Source organism: Bifidobacterium moraviense (assembly GCF_012932365.1).
GTDB classification, from domain to species: domain Bacteria; phylum Actinomycetota; class Actinomycetes; order Actinomycetales; family Bifidobacteriaceae; genus Bifidobacterium; species Bifidobacterium moraviense.
Genome location: NZ_JAAIIH010000013.1, coordinates 12,992 through 29,645 on the forward strand (window position 1 = coordinate 12,992; position 16,654 = coordinate 29,645).

Consider the following 16,654-nt stretch of genomic DNA (forward strand, 5'->3'; position numbering starts at 1 on the left):
ATGGGCGGGCGCGCAGACGGGAGTGCACGCAAAGTCCCGCGCAAGGGCCGGCGCAAGGGCTCGCACGAGGGACGCTGGCACCGCCACGGCCTGATGCGCCCCACCGTCGCCGGCCTGCTGGTGCTGGCGATCTGCGCCGGCTGCTGCTTCCTCGCCCTGCTGCTGGACGACCGCGCGCTGAGCGCCGCCACGCTGGCCCTGCTCGTCGTCACCGCCTGCTCGTGGATCGTCGTCGGCGTGCAGCGCCGCATGATGGGCGCGCCGCTGGCGCGTGCGGTGATCGAGTCGAGCACGCTGCCGCGCACGCGCGAAGGCTTCATAGGCTACGTGCCCGCACACGGATGGCGCCGGTTCGTGCTGCCGCACAGCATGACCGTGGCCGTGCAGTGGGAGCGGCTGGACCAGCACGGCGACGTCGTCGACCGCGGTTCGGGCGCCATCCCGCATAAGCGCGGCCGGTACCGCCACCGCGCGCTCGCGGCCACGTGGTCGGACCCGTTCGGCCTGGTGCGCCAGCGCCTGCTGATCCGCGACGACGGCGAGACGCTGATGCTGCCGGCGCCCGATTCCGGCGCGCATGGCGGCCAGTCGCTCGCCGCCGACGCCCGGCTGCAGGACCAGTCAGCCAACGAGGGCGCCAGCGGCATCCGCGAATACGCGCCCGGCGATTCGCCGCGCATGATCTCGTGGCGCCACACCGCGCACCACGGCGAGCTCATGACCCGCGAATCCGACCGCGACGTGCAGGCCATGACGCTGATCGTGGTGGACACCGCGGCCGCGTCCGGCACCGATCTGGACGCCGCGGCGGCGGACGTGATGCGCCGGCTGCGCGCGCTGCAGGGGCGTGGCGCGCCGATCGCGGCGGGCGACGGCACGCGCTTCCACGGCGACCGCCTCGCCATCGCGCGGTTCCTGGCGGCCATGCGCCCGGACGCGCGGGAAGGGCAGGAGACCGATCCGGCGTCCATGGCGGGCCGCACGGCCCGGTTCGCCGCCGCGCAGCATCATCCGCTCACGGTCACGCTCGTCACCGCGGAGACCGGCGGCGCGCTGGAGCGCGCGCTCAGGTCCACGCCGGTGGGTGCCGCACTCGTGGTCCGCGCGGTGGGGCACGCATCGGGATATGCGGCGGATCATGCCCCGGATCGTGCCGCGCGGGACGACGCGTCCCCGTCGCTGCCCGTCGAACCGCTGCCGCTGCCCGCCGCGCACCGCGCCTCCGGCGTCTCCAACGGCTCCAACGGCTCGCCCACGCGCGACCCGTCCGCGGAACGTGGGGCCGCGGCGCTCGCCCCCGAACCGTGGCACCACCCGTGGAGGCGGCATCTGCGCCTCGCGCGCATCGTCACCGTGGCGGCGCTTGCGGTGCTGTACGTCTGCACGCTCGTCGCGCTCAACCCGCTGGTGGGCGTGAGCGGCACGTGGTGGCCGTTCCTGCTGGCGGGGCTCGTTGTGGCCAGCGCCGAGGCCATCCTGCTGCCGCCGAGCACGGCATGGCGTTCCGCGCTGCGCACGCTTGTCGGGGCGCTCGCCGCCGCGCTCGTCGCGTTCGCGCTGATCGTGTTCGCGATCCATGACGCCGCCCGCACCTGGCCGTTCGGATCGGTCACCTCCGTCGTCACGGACGCCTCGGGCGTGGAGACCACGGTCACGCGCTCGAACCTGCGCCTGTTCGCCACCGCCTTCGAGATGGGATTCGACGAGCTGTACGCGCAGCTGCCGCCGGTCACGGTGGGACGGTGGTCGAACGTGGTGCTCATCGCGCTGGCCGCGGCGTTGATCGTGCTGATGCGCTGCCTGCTCACCCAGCCGCTCGCCGTGCCCGTGGTGGCCACGATCCCCGTGGCCGTGATGGGCCTCGCGTTCGCGTTCGTGGGCGCGGTGCCCTCGTTCCCGCTGGTGGGGTTCACCGTGCTCGCCGCGCTCGTGCTGCTGTGGTCGGTGCGTCCGGTGCGCGCGCTCGCGCCGCTGCCGCTGGGCGCGTCCGCGCTGGCCACCGCGCTGGTGCTGGCCCTCACGCCGTCCGCGCAGAGCTTCGCGGTGAGCGTGCCGATCGCCGTGGGCACGCCCGGCGGCCTGTTCACCACCAGCACCGTCAACCCGCTCGTGGATCTCAAGCGCGGACTCAACTCCGGCTCCAGCTCCATCGTGTTCACCTATTCCAGCGCCTCGGGTTCCCCGTACTACTTCCGCATGGCCACGCTCGACGACTTCAACGGCGACACGTGGCGCTACGACCCGCAGCTCGCCACCGACGGCGGCCTCTACGGCGGCCACGTGAACCTGCTGGGGCGTCCGCAGTCCGACGACACCACGGAGACCGGGCAGGGGCGCCGCCTCCAGGGTCGGCTTTCGGTGCTGGGGCTCATGGACGACGACGCGGTGCGCCGCGCCAGCCCCTACGCGCGCACCATCCGCGCGGTGCAGCTGCTGGGGCGGTCGAGCAGCTTCTCCTCGGGATCGCAGTACTACGGCGGCCCGTACTCCGACGGTTCGGGCTACTACGGCGACTATTCCAGCCGGGCCACGTCGCGCGGCACCGGCATCGGCACCGGCTCGGCGGACGGCGCGGGAACGTCCGGCACCTCGTCCGGCACGACCGGCGGCCTGCAGATCAGCGACCTGTTCCAGACGTACGGCATGACCTCGAACACCGGCGTCACCATCCGCACGCTCGGCTCGCGCTTCCTGCCCCTGCCCGGCGAGACGCTGAGCCTGGTCGGGGACGTCTCCGGCGACGGGTGGTACCGCGCGGACGACGGCACGGTCTTCTCCACCGGTCAGCTCACCCGTCAGGACATGGACTACACGAGCGTCGGCGTCTACCTCGCCCCGATCACCTCGGAGGACCAGTTCGGCCGGCTCGACGCCATCGACCAGCTGCGCGAGGCCGCGACCGCGGAGCTCGACTCACGCGTCGTCACGCCGCAGACGCAGGAGGAGGCGCGCCGGGCCTACGCCGAGCAGGGACTCGGCACCGTGGACGGCGACTGGCTGATCGTGCCGCTCCACCTCGAGACGCGGACCGACTACTCCGGTCGCGCGCAGTACCTCGTCTCCGATGCGTCCGGCAGCGCCGTCTCGGACCAGGACTACCCGTTGGTCTCCGGCGGCACCATGGCCATCGAGTTCAACGACGACTTCCGCAACCGCCTGCGCATCGAGGACGGCGAGCTCTACGCGGTCGGCTACGGACGCGACCACACGTTCACGCTCGCGCTCAGGCTCACCGGATTCGACGAGTACGGCGCCGACGCTGCCGACTCCGACTCCGGATCCGCGAGCGACGAGCCCACCGGCACCGGCGACGACCTGAACGGCGACGGCACCGAGGACACGACCGTCTCCGCGGACGCCGCGCGCCGCCGCGCCGCACGCATCGAGGAGCTGGCCCGGCAGCGGGACGAGCTCTTCGACCGCCGCGGCGTGGACACGTCCGACGGCGTGACGATCGGCGCCGTGCGGAGCGACGACACGGACTGGGACGCCGCCGCCGTCAAGGAGCTGAAGGCGAGCGACCTGACCAGCACAGGCACCGGCCTTGCGCTGCGCTCGCGCTACGGCGGACTGCCCTCGCGCCTGCCCGAGCACGTGCAGGCCGTGATCGACCAGGCCAAGGCGGAGGGCGTGCCCACGGACGGGGCGAGCGAGCAGTCGCAGACCGCGGCGATGCGCTGGCTCGTGCGCTACTTCACCCAGCCCGACTTCGTGTATTCGCTGAGCCAGCCGGACGGCAACGGGCGCAACAACCTCGAGGTGGTGGACGACTTCCTCGTGGACCGCTCCGGCTACTGCACGCACTACGCCACCGCGCTGGCCGTGCTGGCGCGCGGGCTGGGGCTGTCCAGCCGCATCGTGCTCGGCTACGGCGACAACGCGCGGCTCACCGGCGCCGACTCCGGATCGTCCTCGTCCGGCTCGCAGGGCTCGTCCGGCACGGACCCCGGCTTCGGCCTCTCCAACGGCGCCATGTACAACGTGATGGCCAAGCAGCTGCACTCGTGGACGGAGGTGTACGTCGACAACATCGGCTGGGTGCCGTTCGACGTGACGCCCGCCGCCGATTACACCACCGCCTCGTCCGGCGCCGACGACTCGTCCACGGCCTCCGCCTCGGCGAGCGCCTCGGACACCGCGTCGTCCTCGGATTCCGCCTCGGCGAGCGCCTCCTCCTCGAACGACGCCTCGGACGAACCCACGGACGAGTCCACGGATGCGACCGAGGATTCTCAGGCCGGGACGGCCGTGCAGCGCCCGGGCGTCACGGCATCGTGGCCCGACTGGGCGGTGGTCGCGCTGCGCGTCGCCGCCGCGCTGCTGGCGTGCGCCGCCGCGCTGCTCGCGCCGTGGGGCGTGCGGCGCCGGCGCAGGACGCGGCGTCTGCGGCTCGTCGACCAGGCGATCGCGGTGGGCGACGACGCGGCGCTGAACCGCCGGGCGTGGACCGCCGCGTGGGCGGAGATGACGGACACGGCGCGCGACGCCGGCGTGGAGTGGCCCGCCACGGCCACGGACGTGCAGATCGGCGAGGCCGTCGAGACCGCCGCGGTCACATGGAACGTCGAAGCGCCGGGGTCGGCGCCGGAACGCGAGGATGTGCACGCGATCGCCGCCAACGCGATGGCCGCCGCATGGGGCGGGCCGGACGCCGGGCCCGAACCGCTCGACGCCGCCGTGCCCCGCGCGCTCGGCCTGCTGCGGGCGCACGTCACGCGCGCACGGCGCCTCCTCCCGCCTTCGCTGTTCGGACATGGGAGGAGACGCGGGCGCGGCTAGCGGACCGGGAACCCGGCCTCGGCCAGCGCGTGGTCGATGTCGCGGATCAGGTCGTCCGTGTCCTCCAGTCCCACGGCCAGACGGAAGAAGCCGCGATGGAACTCGGGCGGGTACAGGTACTGGCGCTCGTCGTCCTCGCCGAGGAACACGATCAGGCTTTCGTCGTGCCCCAGCGACACGGCGGACGTGATGACGTTGAGCTTGGAGACGAAGCGGTTGTGCCCGTCGTGGTCCGCGTCCAGCCCGAACGCGAGCACGCCGCCGAATCCCGCGTCGTCGCGTGCCAGCTGCGAGGCGGCCACGGCGTGCCCCGGATGCGACTCCAGCCCCGGGTAGCTCACGAACCGCACCGCCGGCAGCGACTCCAGATGCCGCGCGATGGCCAGCGCGGACGCGTTGTGCTGCCGCATGCGCAGCGGCAGCGTCACCGAGCCGCGGTTGATGAGCCACGCGTTGAACGGCGAGATGATGCCGCCGTAGTTCACCTGCGCGGTGAAGCGGATCTGGTCGGTGCGCGCCTTGGTGGTGGCGATCGCGCCGCCCAGCGCGTCGCCGTGGCCGTTGATGTACTTGGTGAGCGATTCGATGACGACGTCCGCGCCCAGATCGAGCGGACGCACGTTGAACGGCGAGTTGAACGTGTTGTCCACGCTCACCAGCACGGGGTTGCCGGTCTTCTCGCCGTGCTCGTGCGCCAATGCGGCGATGGCATGGATGTCCGACACCTTGAGCGTGGGGTTGGCCGGTGTCTCGATGTGCACGAGCTTTGTGTTGGGACGCAGCGCGTCCGCCACGTTCCGCGGGGCGGACGTGTCGACGATCGACGTCTCGATGCCGTACTTCTCCGGCAGGATCTGGTTGAGCAGACGGTAGGCCGCGATGTACGTGGTGTCGGAGAAGATCGCGTGGTCGCCGCGATTGAGGAACGTGGTGAACGTGGCCGCCAGCGCCGCGACGCCCGAGGCGAGCACCACCGCGTCCTCGGCGCCTTCGAGGTTGGCGAGCTTCGCCTCCAGATAGCGCTGGTTCGGATGCCCGTTGCGGGTGTACAGGTTGACGTCCGAGCTGGACCAGTTGATGTCGCTCGGGTCGTAGGGCAGCGCGTAGGCGTTGGCCAGCGTGATCGGACGGCGGATCGCGCCCGTCTCCGCGTCCACGCCGTTGCCGAGGTGGATCGACTTGGTGGCGAAGCCCAGCGGCTTGCCGTCGAAGGATTGTCCGTGATGCACGAGATCTGAGGTCATGGCCCAACTGTCGCATGCCCCGCCGTGCGGCGCAACGGGCCGCGGGACGCGAAGAACGGCGGAACCGCAACGTTTTGCAGCCGCGCATAAGACATTGGTATAGCGAATCGCGTCTCGATGTCAACAATGGGCAATTGTTGCCATGAAAGTTTTCCACTGTGCCACAGTGGACCATAGACGCACAGTGCGCCGTCACCATGGACGGCGACGACGATGTATGGAGGATCACGTCATGACTGCAACGACTGCAGGACTGCTGTTCGACGGACGCAACGCCGCGCCCGTCATCGTGGACGCGGCATACCGGGGGGACCGTTTCGCCGAACGCGCCCATCGGCAGGTGCTGCGTGCCGTCACCGATCTGCGTCAGGATCTGGCGATGGTGACCGGCGCGATCGACTGGCGCGCGGTGCAGCGCGCCTTCGTGGATTCCACGGCCGATCGCGAGGCGAGGCTCGCCGAGGCCTCGGACCCCGCGCGATCCGGCGCGGACGCCGCCGCGCGCGTGCCCCGGCTCGCGGTCGCCGAATCCGCCGCGCCGGAACGCGTGCGCGAGGCGCTCGGCGCCGCGTCGGACGTGACCGCGGACGCCGCCGTGCCCTTCGCCGTGATCGTGGGCGTGCTCGGCATGAGCCCGCTCGTCGACGCCATCGCCGCCTCCGGACGCCTTCCCGGCGCCGACCGCATCCGCGGCCGCTGGGAGGCCACCGCCACCGCCGTGGTGGACGATCCGCTCCCCGGCTCCGGCATCGCCTCCGCGCTCGTCATCGCCGGTTCGGACGCCCGCGGCGCCATCTACGGCGTCTACGCGCTCTCCCAGGCCGCCGGCGTCTCCCCGTGGTACTGGTACGCGGACGCGCCCGTCGCCACGCTCGCCCCCGGCGCCGTGCTGGACGCGCGCGCCCTGTTCCCCGAGCCCGTGGTGGACGAGGGCCCGGCCGTGCGCTACCGCGGCATCTTCATCAACGACGAGGAGCGCACCATCGAATGGTGCGAGCGCAAGTTTCCCGCCAGCCCCTCCGCGCACAAGGCGCCCAACGTGGACTTCTACCGCCACGTCTTCGAGCTCATGCTGCGCCTGAGGCTCAACGCCATCTGGCCGGCCATGCACCCCGGCACCGCCGCGTTCAACGAGGCGATCGCCCCGGACGGCACGCCGATCAACGCCGAGGAGGCCGCCCGCTACGGCGTGGTCGTGTCCGCGTCGCACTGCGAGATGATGCTGCGCAACAACGTGGGCGAATGGAGGCCGTGGTTCGAGGCGCACCGGGACGACTACGACTGGAAGGGCGACGACGCCGTGGCCGCCTTCGACTACACGCGCCACAAGGACGCGATCCTCGACTACTGGCGCGGCGCGCTGGAACGCAACCGCGAGTACGAGAACATCTACCCGCTGGGCATCCGCGGCATCCACGACGGCGCCTACCGCTGCGCGGACCTGAGCGAGACGTTCGGCACCGAGGTAGCGATGATGGCGGACGTGATCCGCGAGCAGCGCCGGCTCATCGCCGAGGTGTTCGGCGCCGAGGACGCGGTGGCGCAGGTGTTCGTGCCGTACAAGGAGATCGGCGAGCTGTACAACCACGGGCTCAAGGAGCACGTGCCGGACGACGTGATCCTGATGTGGGCGGAGGACAACTACGGCTACGTGCGCCAGATCCCCACCGCCGAGGAGCGCGAACGCTCCGGCGGCTCCGGCGTCTACTACCACAACTCGTACTGGGGCTACCCCAAGAGCTGGCTGTGGCTCAACTCCATCCAGTACGCGCTCATGGCCGAGGAGCTGCGCCGCTCGTACCTCACCGGCGCCACCGGCTTCTGGATCCTCAACGTGGGCGACATCACGCCCGGACAGATCGGGATGGAGCTGTACGCGCGCATCGCGTGGGACCCCGAGTCCGTGACCGCCGCGCGTCTGCCCGAGCTGTACGCGGCCCACGCGCGCCGCGACTTCCGCGCCACCCCCGCGCAGGCCCGGCGCATCGGGCGCGTCATCGGCGAGTTCTCCCGGCTCAACGGCACCAAGCGCGCCGAGTTCTTCGGCGTGGCCAACCCGGTCTCCACGCAGTCCGTGGGCTTCAACCGCGCGTGGGAATACCCGTTCTCCCCGGTGGCGGACGGCGACGAGGCGCTGCGGCTGGTGCGCCGCTGCGACGCGATCGCCGCGGAGCTGGACGCCGTGTCCGAGACGCTGCCCGAGCCTGCGCGCGACGCGCTGTACCTGGAGCTCGGCCACCACGTGCACAGCTACGCCGCGGTGGCGCGCGAATACGCCTACTTCTGGAAGCATCGCCTCGCGGCCGCGCAGGGGCGCGCCAACAGCGCCGCCGCCTACCGCGAGCTGTCGCTGAAGGCCGCGCGGGAGATCGACGAGCTGGAGCACCGGTTCTGGGCGGTGAACGGCGGCAAGTGGGACCACGCCATCGGCCACGCGCACCCCGTGTCCGGGGATCCGTACAACAGCAACGAGGGCATCCTGGTGCTCGACGCCTCCAAGTTCGCGCCCGTGGAGCCCCTGCCCGCCGGTGCTCCGGCCGCGCTGCGCCTCGGCGCCTCGGCGGAGGGCTCGTGGGGCGCCGGCTCGGGCACGCTGCGCTTCGCGGCGCAGGACGCCGAACCCATGCCGCGCTACTTCGACGTGTTCAACCGCGGCGCCGAACCGGTGGCGTGGCGCGCCGAGGCCGACCCGTGGATCGTGCTCTCGAGCGAGGGCGGCACGGTGCGCGGCGAGCGCCGCGTGGCCGTGGGCGTGGACTTCGGCGCCGACGCGCTCGCCGGGGCGGAGGTTCCGGTCACGGGTGCGATCCGCGTGTACGCCGTGGGCGGCGCGGACGGCGATGCGGCGGGCGACGTGCAGGTCGCGCGCTTCGACGTGACGGCCGACCCGCGCCGCGTGACGTTCGACGGCCTGTCCTTCGCGGAGGCGAATGGGCGCGTGGTCATCGATGCGGCGCACGTGAGCGCCGTGTCGGCGGGCGAGGACGGCTCCACGTGGGCGCCCGTGCCGGGTCTGGGGCCGCGCGGCGGCGCGCTCAAGGCGTATCCGGACACCGCGGCGCGCGTGGATCCCGCCGACTTCGCCGGCACGGCCAGGGCCGTGTACCGCGTGCACTTCACGTCCTCCGGACGCTTCCGCGGCGTGTTCACGCGTATCCCCACGCTCAACGAGGGCCCCGACTGCGACGCCTACGTGAAGGTGGGCGACTACGAGTACGAGGAGGAGCCGCCGTTCACGTGCCGCACCGCCATCGGGCTCGACGGCGCGGTCCCGGATCGCGCGCAGCTCGAGGGCGAGTACCGCTGGCGCGGACCGCGGTGGGCGAGCAACATCATGCGCATGGTGGAGCCGATCGAGTTCACCATCGACGTGCCCACGCCCGGCTGGCACGACCTGACCGTCTACCGTTCCGACGCCTCGATCGCGTTCACGTCCATCATGATCGAGACGGTCCCCGGCGCGCTCGGCGACGGGCTGGTGGGGCCGGAGGAGTCGCCCAATTCGTTCGGCGCCGGCGCGGAGGTCGCCGCCGATCCCGGCGCGTTCGGGGACGACGGCCCGCTCGGCGGCGGCTATGCGCCCGCGTCGACGCCCGAGGAGTGCCGGTGACGTCTGCGCCGTCCATGGTCACGGCCGGTTCCGCATTGCGCGGGCCGGCCGTTCGTCGATAGCATGGGGAGACGCAGAGGACAGAGGAGGTGCCGGTGACGATGAGCGCGGGCGAGGACGGGGAGGAGCGTGCCGTCAGCAAGGCCGAGCGCGCGTATGCGTTCCTGCGGCGGCGCATCGTGTTCTGCGAGGCGCGCCCTGGCGATCTGGTGGACGAGAAGGCCATCGCCGCGGATCTGGGATTCAGCCGCACCCCGGTGCACGAGGCCATCGCCCGGCTCGCGGAGGAGGGGCTGCTGCGCGTCTACCCGCGCCGGGGGATCGTGGTGACGCCCATCTCCGTGGCGGGCATCGACGACATGCTCGACGCGCGTCTGGTGATCGAACCCGCGTCCGTGCGCGCCGCGCTGGCGCGGGGGAGCGTCGACCGCGCCGTGCTGCTCACGTTCCGCGACGACATGGAACGCCGCATCGCCGGGGGCGGCGGCCAGTCCGACACCATCGAGGACGACTTCGACTTCCGCTTCCACATGTACTTCGCGCAGGCCGCCGGCAACCGGTACCTGACCGAGCTCATGGCGCGGCTCATGGCCGTGAGCCAGCGCATCCGCTTCTTCTCCGCGCTGGCGCCGGACCGCATCCTCGCCTCGTACCGCGAGCACGTGGCGATCATCGACGCGGTGCTCTCCGGCGACGCGGACGCCGCCGAGGCCGCGCTCAGGGCGCATCTGGACGCCACGCGCGAGGGGTATCTGGCGATCGCCGATTCGCGCGCGGACTTCTTCGCCGAATAGGCACCGAGGCGCCACGCAAGCAAGTCGTGGCAACGCATGAAACGGCGGCGGTCGCCGCGTCTATCATCTGATATATCAGTTGATATATCAGACATGGAATCCCAAGGAGGGGATCGTCATGACCGCCACCATCGCCGCACCCACCTTCACCGCGCCGCCCGAACCCGAATCCGGGCCTGACGCCGACGCCCTCGACCCGTTCGCCATGCAGGCGCCGGAGGACGCGGACGCCCGTCGCCGCTACGACCCGGCGAAGCTGCGCGAACTCGTCGCCGGCATCATGGGCGCATGGGGCTACACGCGCGAGGAGGGGCTCGTCGTGGCCGACGTGCTCGGCTTCGCGGACCTGCACGGCATCGACTCGCACGGCCTGCAGCGCTTCCAGCTGTATGCCTCCCAGATGGGCGGCAAGATCGACCCCGCCGCCCGCGCCGAGACCGTGCTCGACACCCCGGTCTCGCGCATCATCGACGGCCACCGCCGCATGGGCCAGCTCAACGGCGTGGACGCCATGAACGCCTGCATCGCCAAGGCCAGGACCACCGGCATCGGCATCGCCGCCGTGCGCCGCTCCTGCCACTACGGCGCCGCCGGCTACTACGCGCACATGGCCGCCGAGCAGGGGCTCATCGGCATGTCCATGACCAACACCGAGCCGATCGTGCTGCCGCTGTACGCCAGCCGCCCGTTCCTCGGCACCAACCCCATCGCCGTGGCCATCCCCGCGGACCCGCACCCCTTCTTCTTCGACGCCTCCACCTCCGTGGTGGCCTACGGCAAGGTGGAGCTCTACGCCAAGCAGGGCAGACGCCTGCCGGCCACGTGGGTGGTGGACCCGGACAACGAGCCGATGAACGACTCGGCGGACGCGCTCGCGCATCTGCTGCGCTACAACGACGAGGCCGGCATCGTGCCGGTGGGCGGCAACGCCGAGTGCACGGGCGGACACAAGGGATACGGCTTCTCCATGCTCGTGGAGTTCTTCTCCGCCATCGTCTCCGGCGGCGCCACCACCGACTCCACGGCCAAGGGCGACCCGGTCAACGGCATCTGCCACGCCTTCGTGGCCATCGACCCCCGGATCTACGGCGACCCCGAGGCGATCCGCGCCCGCTTCTCCGCCTATCTGGACGAGATCCGCGCGCTGCCCTCGGTCCCCGGCCGCCGCGTGCTGGTCCACGGCGACAAGGAGGCCGCGGCCTACGAGGACCGTCTCGAGCGCGGCGTTCCGCTGTACCGCAAGACCGTCTCCGAGCTGAAGGCCATCGCCGAGGGCGTCGGCGTGGACTGGAGGGACGCGCTGGGCTGAGGCCCCGCCGGCGTTCCCGTCGGCGCCCGGCCGTGGCGTTCGGCCGCGGCGCCCGGCGCTCCTCCGACGTCTCCGCCGTGTACGCTGTGCTGGTACGGGGCCGGCGAACCGGCCCAACGGACGACGTCGAAGGAGCCGCGAATCATGGCACGCCGCGCACGCGTGAACCTCACGGATGTGGCCAGGGCCGCGGGAGTGTCCGTGGCCACGGCATCGAAGGCGCTCAACGACGCCCCGCAGGTGCGCGCCTCCACGCGAGAGCGCGTGATCCGCTGCGCGCAGGCGCTCGGCTTCGAGCCGCGCAACGCCTCCGCCGCCGCGGTGGCCGGCGTGCGCCCCATCGGCATGGTGGCCTCCGACCGCATGGGCCTCATGGCCATGCCGGTGCTGGCCGGCGCCGAACGCTACTTCAGTTCGCGCGGCGTGCCCGTCTTCTTCGCCAACGCGTACGGCGACCCCGAGCTGCGCAACCGGTACGTGGACTCGCTGGTGCGCTACGGCGTGCGCGGCCTGCTGATGATGGGCGACAACGCGAACCCCAGCGAGCCCTCGGTGGACTGTCCGGTGCCGGTGGTGTACGCGCGCCGGCGTTCCACGGACCCGAACGACTTCGCCGTGCTGCACGACGACTGCGGCGTGGGCGCGATGCAGGTGGACCATCTGGTGGAACGCGGCTGCACGTCCGTGGGCATCGTGGTGGGCGATCTGACGCGCCGGTCCGCCGTCGAGCGGCTCAGGGGCGCGCGCGACCGCCTGCGCGAGCTGGGGCTCTCCCCGGCCTTCGTCTCCGTGGGGGAGACATGGCGCGAGGAGGGCGGCCGGCGCGCGGTGGCGGACGCGATGGCGCGCGGCGCCGCGTTCGACGGGCTGGCGTGCGGCAACGACGAGCTGGCCCGCGGCGCCCTGGACGCCCTGCGCGAGCGCGGCGTGCGCGTGCCGGACGAGGTGCAGGTGATCGGCGTGGACAACCGCGAGACCGAGGTGCGCAACGCGCGCCCCACGCTCACCAGCGTGGACCTGCGGCTCGTGGAGCTGGGCGCCTTGGCCGCGCAGCGGCTGGTGGAGCTCATCGACGGCGCGGGGCACCGCGGCGTGGAGCGCTTCGGCGGCACGGTGGTGCAGCGGTCCTCCACGCGCGGTGTCTGACCGCCCGATCGTCCGGTCAGACGGTCGCCTGGCGCTCCGCGACCTCGCCGAACACCTCCTTGACCGCGTCGTACGCCATCTTCGGGCGGCGGAACTCGTCCACGATGCCCTTGTCGTTGCGGCGCTTGGCGCGCACGCGCCACCATTCGCGGTCCACGCGCACGTCGCAGAACTGCCAGATGAACACGCCGGTCACCGCGGGCTCATCGAACGCCTCCGTGAGCTGCTTGCGCAGCGTGTTCGCCTGGTACTCCTCGGTCCAGATCTCCTCGTCGCGGTTGCGGAAGCCGTAGATCGCGCCGGCGCCGATCTCCGAGATGATGAGCGGCTTGCCCGCCCCGCCGTGCTCGCGCGTGTAGGCGAGCTGGTCGGTGATCATCCGCGTGGCGCTCTTGGCCTCGTACCAGTACGGATAGATGTTCCACGAGACCACGTCGGGCAGGTCGAGGCACATGTCGTCGCGCATGTGGCAGGTGGCGGAGGTGACGGGGCGCGAGACGTCGAGCTCGCGGATGAGCGCGTACTGGCGCTCGTAGCATTCGCGGCCGTACGCGGTGTTGCTGGCGCACTCGTTGAGGATGCCCCAGATCACGATGGACGGGTGGTTGTAGTGCGTCTCGATCATCTCGCGGATCACCTGCGCCGCCTGCGCCTGGAAGTGCGGGTTGCGCATGTGCTCCTCGTCCATGCCGCGCGCGTGGTTCTCCTCCCACACCAGCAGGCCGCGCTCGTCGCACATGTCCAGGAAGCGCTCGTCGTTGGGGTAGTGGCTGGTGCGCACCGCGTTGCCGTGCATGTCCTCGATGAGGTCGAGGTCGACCTGCATGGCCTGCGGGGGCAGCGCGTTGCCGAACGCGGGGTGGTCCTCGTGGCGGCAGAAGCCTCGGATGACGATCGGTTTGCCGTTGAGCTCGATGCGGTCGCCGTTCACGCGCACGGTGCGGAAGCCCACGCGGTCGATGAGGTCGTCCGCCGGCCTGCCGTTGACGAGCAGCGTGGCGGTGACCGGGTACAGCGCCGGGTCTTCGCAGGTCCACGGGCGGACGCCGGGGCACTCCACGGTGGTGGCCAGCGCCAGGTACTCGTACTCGCCTTCGCAGGGCGTCACGTCGGCCTCGACGGTCTGACCCGCCAGCTCCACGCGCAGCGCCATGCGGGTGCCGGCGCGCGGCTTGCGCAGGGTGCGGCACCAGACCTCCACGTGCGCCTTCCAGACGCCCTCGCCGTCGCCGTTCCCGTTGCCGTCGCCGTGCGCGGGCGTGACGGGCGTGACGTGGACGCGTTCGATGGACGTGTCCGGCACGAGGTCGAGCGCCACCGGGCGCGAGATGCCGCCGTACGACATGTAGTCGTTGGGGAAGTTGAGCGCGTAGTCCTCGCGGAAGGCGTTGTCCACCGTCACGTCGAGCCGGTGCTCGCCGGCGGCGAGCGCGGGGACCGCGAAGACGAAGGGGGTGTAGGCGTTGTAGTGCTCGCCGAGGAGCCTGCCGTCCAGCTCCACGCGCGCGAAGTGGCTCACGCCCTTGAACTCGAGGCGCACGTTGCCCTCGGCCTCGAACGTGGTGGAGTAGCGCGCGCGGCCGCGGTAGTTCTCCAGGCCGGGGTAGGTCTGCCAGCAGGAGGGGACGGTGACCTTGCGCGATGCGGCGGGCGCGGGTTCGGATGCGGCGGGTTCGGTGGCGCCTTCCGCTGGTTCCTCGGGCAGGACGGTGAAATCCCACAGGCCGCCCAGTTCGGTGGTGCGGCGGATGCGGTGGGTGTCGAAGGTGCGGAGCATGGGGACCTCGGTTTCTTGGGGTTCGGGCGGCGTCGGCGCGGCGCTGCGTCGGGTGGGGTGGTCCGCGTCGGCTCCGGCGTGCCGTGCCGTCGTCCTCGGCGAACCTCATGACCGCAACGCTACCGGGGCTTCCGGGGGTCCGCATCGGGGCGTCGGCGCATGCCCGGCGGCGTGTCGCCTTGGGACGACGCCGATTCGCACGCCGACCGAAAAATTTCGGTATGTCTTTCGCGAATCGTGTGTTTCGCGGCGCGGGGCGCGATGCGCGGACGACCGGAAAGCCAAGCGCCGCAACGGTTCTCGGGCCGTTGCGGCGCGCGTCGCGGAGACGTGCGGCGCGATCGCGGGGCCGTCGCGCGACTGCCGCGTGCCGCCGACCTTCCGTCCGACCGCATCGGCGCGGTCCGGCCGAAGGAACGATGGCGTGAGATCCGCGTCGTTCCAAGGGTTTCGCGGCATGGCGACCGCCGCGCGCCGCGTCCCGTGAGGCTCCGTCGGCCCCGGCCCGCGCCGCGTCGCCGCGCGCCTCGGACTCCGTCTCCGGGACCGTCGCGCAGCCGTTACGATGACAGCCATCAGAACGCCGCACGGTCGCTGCATCGATCCCGCATCGCATCGATTCCGTGCACGGCGTCATCTGAGACATTTCAAGGAAGAAAGGTCACGATCATGAACAACCATGTCAGGAAGGCCATCGCCGTGGCGGCGATCGGCGCGATGTCCGTCTCCCTCGCCGCATGCGGCGGCGGGTCCTCGAACGGCTCGTCCGATTCCGGCAAGCTCACCATCGCGTGGTGGGGCAACCAGACGCGCAACGAGCGCCAGCGCAAGGTGGACGACCTGTTCGCCGGCAAGCACGACGGGCTGACCATCGACGGCCAGTTCTCCCAGTACAACGACTACTGGCAGAAGATGGCCACCAACGCCGCCGGCAAGACCCTGCCGGACATCATCCAGATGGACTTCTCCTACCTGAGCCAGTACATCGACAACAAGCTGCTCGAGCCGCTGGACGACTACGTCTCCTCCGGCAAGATCGACCTTTCGGACGTGGACGACAACACCGTGTCCTCCGGCCGCGGCACCGACGGCAAGCTGTACGCGCTGCCCAGCGCCGTCAACGCGCCCACCATGGTCTACAACAAGACCCTGCTCGACTCGCTCGGCATCACGATCCCGGACAACTGGACGCTCGACGACTTCCAGAACATCGCCCGCGAGGTGTACGCCAAGGCCGGCGTGCGCACCCACTTCGGCTACATGGGCGACGCCTACAACCTCGAGTACAACCTGCGCGCCCACGACGTCTCGCTGTTCGACGGCGACGCCCTCGGCACCACCGATCCCAAGTACTACGAGGAGTACTTCAAGGTCTTCGAGAACGGCTACAAGGAAGGCTGGCACCTGACCGCCGAGTTCTACACCGGCATCACGCTCAACTCGCAGGAGCAGTCCCCGCTGGTCAACTACTCGTCGCCGGACACGCAGTCCTGGGTCTCGCTGTCCTGGTCCAACCAGATCGTCTCCTTCGCCAACGTCAGCGACAAGAACGAGCTCGCCCTCGCCCCGTGGCCCAGCGCGAACGTGAAGAAGTCGAACTACGTGCACCCGAGCCAGTACTGGGCCATCTCCAGGACCTCCAAGAACAAGGACCTGGCCGCCGACTTCATCAACTTCTACACCAATGACGCCGAGGCCGCCAAGATCATGCTCACCGACCGCGGCATCCCGATCTCCAGCAAGATGATCGACGCCATCACCCCGTCCCTCACCAAGTACGAGAAGGTGGCCGCCGACTACCAGAAGACCGTGGGCGAGAACAGCTCCCCGATCAACCAGCCCATGCCCGCCAAGGCCGCCGAGATCAACTCCACCGTCATCCCCACCATCGAGGAATCGATCATGTACGGCAAGCTCGACGCCGCCGGCGCCGCCCAGGAGTTCATCGCCAAGGCCCAGGACGCCCTGAAGTAAGGGCTCCGCGGCCGCCGGCCC

At 71.2% G+C, this 16,654-nt stretch carries 8 protein-coding genes; 6 read left to right on the plus strand and 2 right to left on the minus strand.

The window, feature by feature from the left end; translation table 11 throughout:
* A complete protein-coding gene (locus G1C96_RS10380) occupies nucleotides 1–4,779 on the plus strand; it encodes a transglutaminaseTgpA domain-containing protein (protein ID WP_169276026.1) in 4,779 nt (1,592 codons plus the stop codon).
* Here the strand turns inward: G1C96_RS10380 and G1C96_RS07785 are convergent.
* Nucleotides 4,776–6,023: a trans-sulfuration enzyme family protein gene (locus tag G1C96_RS07785; RefSeq protein ID WP_169276027.1), complete on the minus strand. Its 1,248-nt coding sequence runs from the start codon at nucleotides 6,021–6,023 to the stop codon at nucleotides 4,776–4,778. The genes G1C96_RS10380 and G1C96_RS07785 overlap by 4 nt on opposite strands.
* A 232-nt stretch (nucleotides 6,024–6,255) precedes the next feature.
* On the opposite strand from G1C96_RS07785, the gene G1C96_RS07790 reads away from it, so the two are divergent.
* The 4 genes from G1C96_RS07790 (at nucleotide 6,256) to G1C96_RS07805 (ending at nucleotide 12,882) form a co-directional block, all read left to right on the plus strand.
* Nucleotides 6,256–9,633 (plus strand): glycosyl hydrolase 115 family protein, encoded by a 3,378-nt coding sequence (locus G1C96_RS07790; RefSeq protein ID WP_169276028.1) that lies wholly within the window; start codon nucleotides 6,256–6,258, stop codon nucleotides 9,631–9,633.
* 101 nt (nucleotides 9,634–9,734) lie between these two features.
* Nucleotides 9,735–10,427: a GntR family transcriptional regulator gene (locus G1C96_RS07795; protein ID WP_240945169.1), complete on the plus strand. Its 693-nt coding sequence runs from the start codon at nucleotides 9,735–9,737 to the stop codon at nucleotides 10,425–10,427.
* A gap of 118 nt (nucleotides 10,428–10,545) precedes the next feature.
* Nucleotides 10,546–11,736: an Ldh family oxidoreductase gene (locus G1C96_RS07800; RefSeq protein ID WP_169276030.1), complete on the plus strand. Its 1,191-nt coding sequence runs from the start codon at nucleotides 10,546–10,548 to the stop codon at nucleotides 11,734–11,736.
* 144 nt (nucleotides 11,737–11,880) lie between these two features.
* Nucleotides 11,881–12,882, plus strand: coding sequence for a LacI family DNA-binding transcriptional regulator (locus G1C96_RS07805; RefSeq protein WP_169276031.1), 1,002 nt, complete (start codon nucleotides 11,881–11,883; stop codon nucleotides 12,880–12,882).
* Between the two features lie 16 nt (nucleotides 12,883–12,898).
* Here G1C96_RS07805 and G1C96_RS07810 read toward each other — a convergent pair whose 3' ends face one another.
* Nucleotides 12,899–14,659, minus strand: coding sequence for a glycoside hydrolase family 2 protein (locus G1C96_RS07810; RefSeq protein WP_169276032.1), 1,761 nt, complete (start codon nucleotides 14,657–14,659; stop codon nucleotides 12,899–12,901).
* 669 nt (nucleotides 14,660–15,328) lie between these two features.
* Between G1C96_RS07810 and G1C96_RS07815 the strand changes: the two genes are divergently transcribed.
* Nucleotides 15,329–16,633 carry an ABC transporter substrate-binding protein gene (locus tag G1C96_RS07815; RefSeq protein ID WP_169276033.1) on the plus strand — a complete coding sequence of 435 codons (1,305 nt, stop codon included), beginning with the start codon at nucleotides 15,329–15,331 and terminating at the stop codon, nucleotides 16,631–16,633.
* Nucleotides 16,634–16,654: the final 21 nt, after the last annotated feature.

What these genes read in the sequence shown, in the direction of transcription:
- G1C96_RS07800 (WP_169276030.1), top strand. Translation starts at nt 10,546, where the DNA reads ATGACCGCCACCATCGCCGCACCCACCTTCACCGCGCCGCCCGAACCC.
- G1C96_RS10380 (WP_169276026.1), top strand. Translation starts at nt 1, where the DNA reads ATGGGCGGGCGCGCAGACGGGAGTGCACGCAAAGTCCCGCGCAAGGGC.
- G1C96_RS07810 (WP_169276032.1), bottom strand. Translation starts at nt 14,659, where the DNA reads ATGCTCCGCACCTTCGACACCCACCGCATCCGCCGCACCACCGAACTG.
- G1C96_RS07785 (WP_169276027.1), bottom strand. Translation starts at nt 6,023, where the DNA reads ATGACCTCAGATCTCGTGCATCACGGACAATCCTTCGACGGCAAGCCG.
- G1C96_RS07795 (WP_240945169.1), top strand. Translation starts at nt 9,735, where the DNA reads ATGAGCGCGGGCGAGGACGGGGAGGAGCGTGCCGTCAGCAAGGCCGAG.
- G1C96_RS07790 (WP_169276028.1), top strand. Translation starts at nt 6,256, where the DNA reads ATGACTGCAACGACTGCAGGACTGCTGTTCGACGGACGCAACGCCGCG.
- G1C96_RS07815 (WP_169276033.1), top strand. Translation starts at nt 15,329, where the DNA reads ATGAACAACCATGTCAGGAAGGCCATCGCCGTGGCGGCGATCGGCGCG.
- G1C96_RS07805 (WP_169276031.1), top strand. Translation starts at nt 11,881, where the DNA reads ATGGCACGCCGCGCACGCGTGAACCTCACGGATGTGGCCAGGGCCGCG.